The 6,646-nt window shown below is 70.0% G+C and carries 4 protein-coding genes; 1 reads left to right on the forward strand and 3 read right to left on the reverse strand.

The annotated features are described in order from the left end of the window. The 3 genes from Q0R63_RS13460 to Q0R63_RS13470 form a co-directional block, all read right to left on the reverse strand. Nucleotides 1-802: ABC transporter permease (locus Q0R63_RS13460; RefSeq protein ID WP_295698114.1), on the reverse strand; the 802-nt coding region annotated here is incomplete at its 3' end. Next, nucleotides 799-1,788: an ABC transporter permease gene (locus tag Q0R63_RS13465; protein ID WP_295698116.1), complete on the reverse strand. Its 990-nt coding sequence runs from the start codon at nucleotides 1,786-1,788 to the stop codon at nucleotides 799-801. The genes Q0R63_RS13460 and Q0R63_RS13465, both read right to left, overlap by 4 nt. Beyond that, nucleotides 1,785-3,479: an ABC transporter substrate-binding protein gene (locus Q0R63_RS13470; RefSeq protein WP_295698119.1), complete on the reverse strand. Its 1,695-nt coding sequence runs from the start codon at nucleotides 3,477-3,479 to the stop codon at nucleotides 1,785-1,787. Before Q0R63_RS13470 ends, Q0R63_RS13465 begins: the two co-directional genes overlap by 4 nt. Before the next feature lie 179 nt (nucleotides 3,480-3,658). On the opposite strand from Q0R63_RS13470, the gene Q0R63_RS13475 reads away from it, so the two are divergent. After that, nucleotides 3,659-6,646, forward strand: a 2,988-nt coding sequence (locus Q0R63_RS13475; RefSeq protein ID WP_295698122.1) for a cellobiose phosphorylase, incomplete at its 3' end; no start/stop codon positions are given.

The raw sequence follows: 6,646 nt of genomic DNA on the forward strand, positions 1-6,646 counted from the left end.
CGTTGGACTGGTAGAGCATCGTGCCCCACGACACCGCCCCCGAGTTGCCGAGGCCGAGCACGGCGAGGCCGGCCTCCGCCCCGATGGCGCCGGTGGCGGCACCGACGAAGCTCGCGGCGACGAGCGAGGTCATGTTGGGCATGATCTCGCGGAAGACGATGCGCCAGGTGCCCTCGCCGGAGAACTTGGCCGCGGTGACGAAGTCGCGGTTGCGCAGGGTGATGATCTGCGAGCGCTTGGCCCGGGCGGCGCCGGCCCACGAGGTGATGGCGATGACACCGACGATGAGGGGGACCCCACGGACGTCGGAGTAGGCCACCAGGGTGATGATCAGCGGCAGCGCCGGGATGACCAGCGCGACGTTGGTGAAGAAGGAGAGGATGTCGTCGAGCAGGGTCCCCTCGGCGTAGCCCGAGATCATCCCGATGATGAGGGCGATCCCGGTGGCCAGCAGGCCGCCGAAGAGCCCGACGACCAACGAGATCCGGGTGCCGTAGATGAGCTGGGACGCGATGTCCTGCCCGGTGGTGGTGGTCCCGAGCCAGTTGGCGCCACTCGGCGGGAGGAGCGGGGCGAAGTTCGAGTCGTTGGGGTCGTGGGGCGCGACCAGCGGCGCGAAGATCGCGACGAGGATGTAGACCGCGAGGATGACGATGCCGACACGCGCCTTCTTGCTGCTCCAGACGACCTGGTACCAGGTCTCCGGGGTCTCGGCGTCGCTCACCTGCTCGAGCCCCTCGGAGGCGAGGGCCTGCCGCGGATCGCCCTCTGCCATCGCGCCGGTCGTGGTCGTGGTGCTCATCCTGCTGCCCTCCTGGCGCGCGGGTCGAGGACGCCGTAGAGCAGGTCGGCGACGAGGTTGGCGATGAGGACTCCGGTCGTGGTGAGGAGCAGCAGCGCCTGCAGCAGCGGGTAGTCCTTGTTGCCGACCGCCTCCCCCATCAGTCGGCCGAGGCCGGGGTAGTCGAAGGCGGTCTCGACGAGGATGGCGCCGCCGAGCACCCCGCCGAGGGCCAGTGCGAAGCCGGTGACGCTGGGCAGCAGCGCGTTTCGTGCGGCATACCGCAGGGCGACCGTCCGGTCGGACAGGCCCTTGGCCTTGGCCAGGCGGATGTAGTCCTCTCCGAGGTTCATCACCATGGTGTTGCGCATGCCGAGGATCCAGCCGATCGGCGTGACGATGAGGAGGGCGATCGCCGGGAGCACCGAGTGCTCGAAGGCCTCCTTGATGAAGGGGAAGTTGAAGCCGATCTCGGCCGAGGCGTAGCCGCCGGAGGTCGGGAAGATGCCGGTCTCGTAGCCGAGGACGAAGAGCAGGAGCAAGGCGATCCAGAACGGCTGCAGGGTGCCGAGGAAGGTCGACCCCAACGTGACGACCGTGTCGAAGCGCGTGTTGCGCCGCCACGCGGCGAAGGCTCCGAGGGTGATCCCGAGGACGAACGAGAGCACCTGGGTCACGACGACGAGCACGAAGGTCCACCAGAGCCCCTGGCCGATGACGTCGGTGACCTTGAAGGGGTAGTAGGTGTAGGAGAGGCCGAAGTCACCGTGGACGAGCTGCCCGAGGTAGCCGCCGTACTGGCTGAGCAACGAGCCGGTGGGCTCGCCGAGCATGGCCCGGATGGCCCTGACCTGGGCGGGGTCGATCGCGTTGTCCTTGCCGGCCAGTCGCTGCACCATCTTGGTGGCGGGGTCGCCGGGCTGCAGGCGGGGGATGAGGAAGTTGAGGGTGACCACGGCCCAGAGGGTCGCGAGGAAGAAGCCGATCTTGCGCGCGAAGTACTTCATGACGCCGGGGTGAGGTGGGTGAGGATGAGGAGGCGGTCGTCGGCCGGGTTGGCGTAGGGGTTCTGCTCGCTCGGCCAGCCCTGGGCCTTGTCGGTGCGGTAGAGGATCCGGGACGGCCCGTAGATCAACGGGGTCACCGGGAACTGGGTCATCATCGTGTCGACGAGCGTGCCGGCGAGCGTCTTCTGCTGGTCCTTGGCCGGCTCCTGAGACAGCTGGTCGATGGTCGCGTCGGTGGCCCTGTCACTGAACCGCTCGACGTTGGGGAAGATGTCGGTCTTCGTTGGGATCTGGTTCGTCGCGAGCTTGGCCCCCAGCCCGCGAGCGACGTCGCAGCCGCCATAGAGGAACTCGAGCATCATCTGGTAGTCGCCGGTCTTCTTCTGCCCGTCCACGGAGTCGGGCGCGGACGCGGTGACCTTGGCTGTCACCCCCATCGCGTTGAAGTCGGCGACGACCACGTCGGCGATCGACTGGTAGTCGATGAAGCCGGCCTGGACGGAGAAGACCAGCGCCAGGGGAGAGCCGTCCGGGTTGGTCCGCTGCCCGTCCGCCCCCTTCTTGTATCCGGCGGCGTCGAGCAGCCGGTTGGCCTTGGCGAGGTCGAACGGAAGGACGGTGTCGGCGCCGGAGTACCGGGCCGGCATGAGGGCCTGCTGGTAGGGGAGCTTGAGCCCGGTCTGGCTGGCGGGCTTCATGATCCCGTAGGTCGCCTTGAGGGACATGGCGTCCTTGTCCATGCCGTAGGAGATCGCCTCCCGGAACTTCACGTCGCTGAACGGCGCCTTCGTGACGTTGCCGGTGAGGACGTTGGCACCGTTCGGAGCGAACCAGTAGTGGTTCGTCCGCGGATCGGCCGACACGAAGGTCTTCTCGGGGTTGGGGACCTCACCCCAGTAGGCGTCGAGCTCTCCTGAACGCAGTTTCAGGGCCGCCTGGGAGGCCTCGAAGCTGCCCTCGAGGACCAGCCGCTGGACCTTGATCTTGTCGGCCTGCCAGTAGTCGGCGCGACGCACCAGCACGAGCCGGCGACCGTTGTAGGACTCGACCGCGAAGGGTCCGGTCCCCGCCGGGCTCTTGTCGATGAACTTCGTCGGGTCACCCACCGACCCGTAGAGGTGCTCCGGGAGCATCTTCGTGGTGATGATGCCCTGGTACTTGCCGACCGCCGGGCCGCTGAACGTCAGCACCACGGCGTTGCCCCGGACGACGACGGAGGTCGCCGGTGCACCGAACGTGGTGTTCCAGATACCCGCCTTGTCGGCGGCGGCATACTTCTTGCCGAGGTTGAACGTGAAGGCGACGTCCTGCGCGGTGAAGTCCTTCCCGTCGCTCCACTTCACGCCCTGGCGGATGTCGAAGGTGAGGACCGTGGCGCCGGTCCAGGTGGCCTTCGTCGCCAGCCACGGGGTCTCGGTGCACGAGAGGTTGTTGCGCACGATGAGCGGCTCGTAGATCCAGTTGAGGGTCAGCTGCTTGGCCGCCAACGGGTTGTAGTTGGCCAGTCCCCCGACCGACGCGTCCGACTCCGCGGGGAAGTTGAGCTGCGCGATCATGTTGCCGGCCCCCCGGGCGCCGGCCCCGGACACCGAGGTGTCGCGCCAGCCGCCGCAGGCGGTCATCGACGCAGCGACCACGGCAGCGCCGACCACGGCGACCGCTTTACTGGCTGAGAGACACGACCAGCGCATACCCGCTTCTTTGCGGTTCCGGTGCAGACCGGCTGACACTTTTCTAGCCGATCATGTCTCGGCTGTCGAGACCAAACTCTAGACGCACCCCACATCTTTCGCATGGCACCACTGCCCCGGCTTCTCGCGGATGTGATTGTCTAGGTCGGGTGAGTCAGCCGCCGACGGTCAGCCGACCCGTGCCTCCTTCTCTGGGGGAGGGAGCCAATTCCGCTGGTGTCAGTGCGCGTTGGACCCGCAGCGGGTCCCTGACCTCGCTCGAGTTCGACGGTCTCAGCCTGCTGCTCCACCCGGCCTCCGAGGTCGAGGACGGTCTCGCCCAGCTGGTGCTGCGCAAGAGATCGCCGAGCGGTATCCAAATCGTCTCACTCCTCGGACTCTCCACCCCGGGCTCCATCAGCGAGGACAGCGCCGGACCCATCGCGACCGGGGTCTGGGCGGGGCTGTCGTATGCCGCGGGCTTCCGGCTGGCCGAGGGTCACGCCGGCTGGTACTGGCACGTCACCGTCACCAACATCGGGACGGAGCCGGCCGCGGTCGACGTCGTCCACACCCATGACGTCGCCCTCGCTCCCCGGGGGTCGGTGCGGGCCAGCGAGTACTACGTGAGCCAGTACCTCGACCTCACGCCGGTCGAGGTCGCGGGGCACGGGACGGCGCTGGCCGTCCGCCAGAACATGCCGGGCGAGCGCCAGCCCTGGGCGCTGGTCGGCTGCCTGGGCGTTGCGACCGGGTGGGCGACCGACGCGCTCCAGCTCGTGGGCGGCGGAGGTGTTCGCGGTGGCAGGAGCGGCGGTGGTGATGGCCGACGACCCGGTGGCACCCCGTTGCCGGGCCTCGCCGCCGACCTCCCCTCGACCCGGCTGCAGCACGAGCACACCCTGGTCGCCCTGCAGAGCGAGACCGTCGAGCTCGCACCCGGGTCGACCCACCGCACCGGCTTCTACGGGCTCGTCGTGCCGGACCATCCGGCGGCCAGTGGGCCGGACGACGCCGTTCGACCCGCGGTCGCCTACGCGGACCCGGCGGCGGCCGGGTCGTCCCTGACGCCTCTCACCGGGGAGATGGCGGGTTCCGTTGTCCCAACGCTTTTCTCGCAGGCCGTCGACCTCGGGGTCCGCGCACCCGACGACGCCGAGCTGGCCCGCCTGGTCGGGGTGCCCCAGGCAGAGTGGCGCGAGGTCGAGACGGCGCCCGACGGTGCCACGTGGTCGTTCTTCACCCCGAACGGCGCCCACGTCGTGACGGCGGCCAAGGAGCGGGAGGTGCTGCGACCCCACGGTCACCTGATGCGCACGGGAAGCCACCTCGTCCCCGACGAGCGCGCGGTGACGACGACGGCGTGGATGGCGGGGTGGTTCGCCAGCCAGGTCACCCAGGGGCACGTCAGCCTGGGCGCCGCGCTCTCGCTCCGGCGCACCTACCTCAACCTCCTCCGGGCCAGTGGACTGCGGGTCTTCGTCGCCCCTGTCGCCGGTTCCGCGACCGGTGACGACGCGTGGGCTCTGCTCGGCATGCCGTCCGCCTGGGCGGTCACGCCGGGCTCGTGCCGGTGGTGGTACGCCCTCGACGACGGCCTGATCGAGGTGGTGACGACGGCCCCGACCGACCGGCACGAGGTGCGGGTGCGGGTGACCGTGACGGGCGCCACGGCATACCGGCTGCTCGTGGCGGCGCAGGTCGCGCTCGGCGGTGACGACGGCGCACTGCCGCATCCCCCACGTCGCGAGGACCGCACGGACGGCGCCACCCTCCGGGCGCCCGCCGGTTCCGACACGGACGTGCGCTACCCGGGCGGCTCCGTCGACCTCGGATGGGAGGCCGGGTCCGTGGCGCGCGTCGCGGGCGACGAGCCGCTCTTCGCCGACGGCCAGGGGGTCGGCCTGCCGTGGGTGACCCTGACGACTCGGCCCATCCGCGACTGGACCCTGACGTTGCGGCCGGAGCTCGTGACCGATGTCCCCGGGCCCGACGTGCCGAACGGTGACCTCCGCTCGGGGGCGTGGACGGGGCTGAGCCGGCGGCTCGTCCTCGAGCCGCCACCGGGACCGGCCGGTGACGAGCTCGGTCGGATCGGCGAGGTCCTCCCGTGGTTCGTCCACGACGCGCTGCTCCACTACCTCTCCCCCCGCGGTCTGGAGCAGTTCACCGGCGGCGGTTGGGGCACCCGGGACGTCAGTCAGGGACCGGTCGGACTGCTTCTCGGTCTCGGCGCTCACGCGGAGCTGCGTGACGTGGTCCTGCGTCTCCTCGCTGCGCAGAACGCCCGTGGCGACTGGCCCCAGTCCTTCGACTTCCTGCTGCGGCACAAGACTTTCGGGCAGGGCGACGCCCACGGGGACGTCGTCTACTGGCCGCTGCTCGCGCTGGCGGACTACCTTGCGGCGGGCGGTGACCGCGGCCTGCTCGCCACCCTGGTCCCCTTCACGCAGGACGGCGGCTGGACCCGGCCGAGGTCCGTGCTCGACCACGTCGAGCGGGCGCTCGACGCCATCGACGCGGAACGGGTGCCGGGCACCGACCTGCCCCGTTACGGGCACGGCGACTGGAACGACTCCCTGCAGCCTGCTGACCCCGACCTCGCGGCCCGGCTGGTCTCGACGTGGACCGTCACACTGCAGGCGCAGGCGCTCACGACCCTCGCGGACGCACTCACGGAGGTTGCGCCTGACGATGTGGACGTGAGACGAGTCGCGCTGCGCGCCACGGGAGTCGCCCAGCGCGGGACGACGTCGATGCGTGAGCTGCTCCTGCACGACGGGGTGCTCGCGGGCTACGGGCTCGTCGCGGACGACAGGTCGGTCGAGCACCTCATCCACCCCGCCGACCGGCGCACCGGCCTGCACTACTCGGTGCTCCCGATGATCCACGCCATCTCCGGTGACCTGCTTACCCGGGACGAGGCGGCCCACCACCTCGAGGTGATCCAGAAGCACCTGCTCGGTCCCGACGGCGCACGTCTCTTCGACCGTCCCGCCCGCTATCAGGGCGGCCCCATGGAGATCTTCCAGCGCGCCGAGGCGAGCACCTTCTTCGGGCGCGAGATCGGCATCATGTACACCCACGCCCATCTGCGCTACGCCGAGGCGCTGGCCCGGTTCGGTGACGCGCCAGGCCTGCTCGCGGCTCTGGCTCTCGCCAACCCCGTCGGCCTCACCGATCGTTCC

Source organism: Lapillicoccus sp., from assembly GCF_025353065.1.
GTDB lineage: Bacteria > Actinomycetota > Actinomycetes > Actinomycetales > Dermatophilaceae > Lapillicoccus.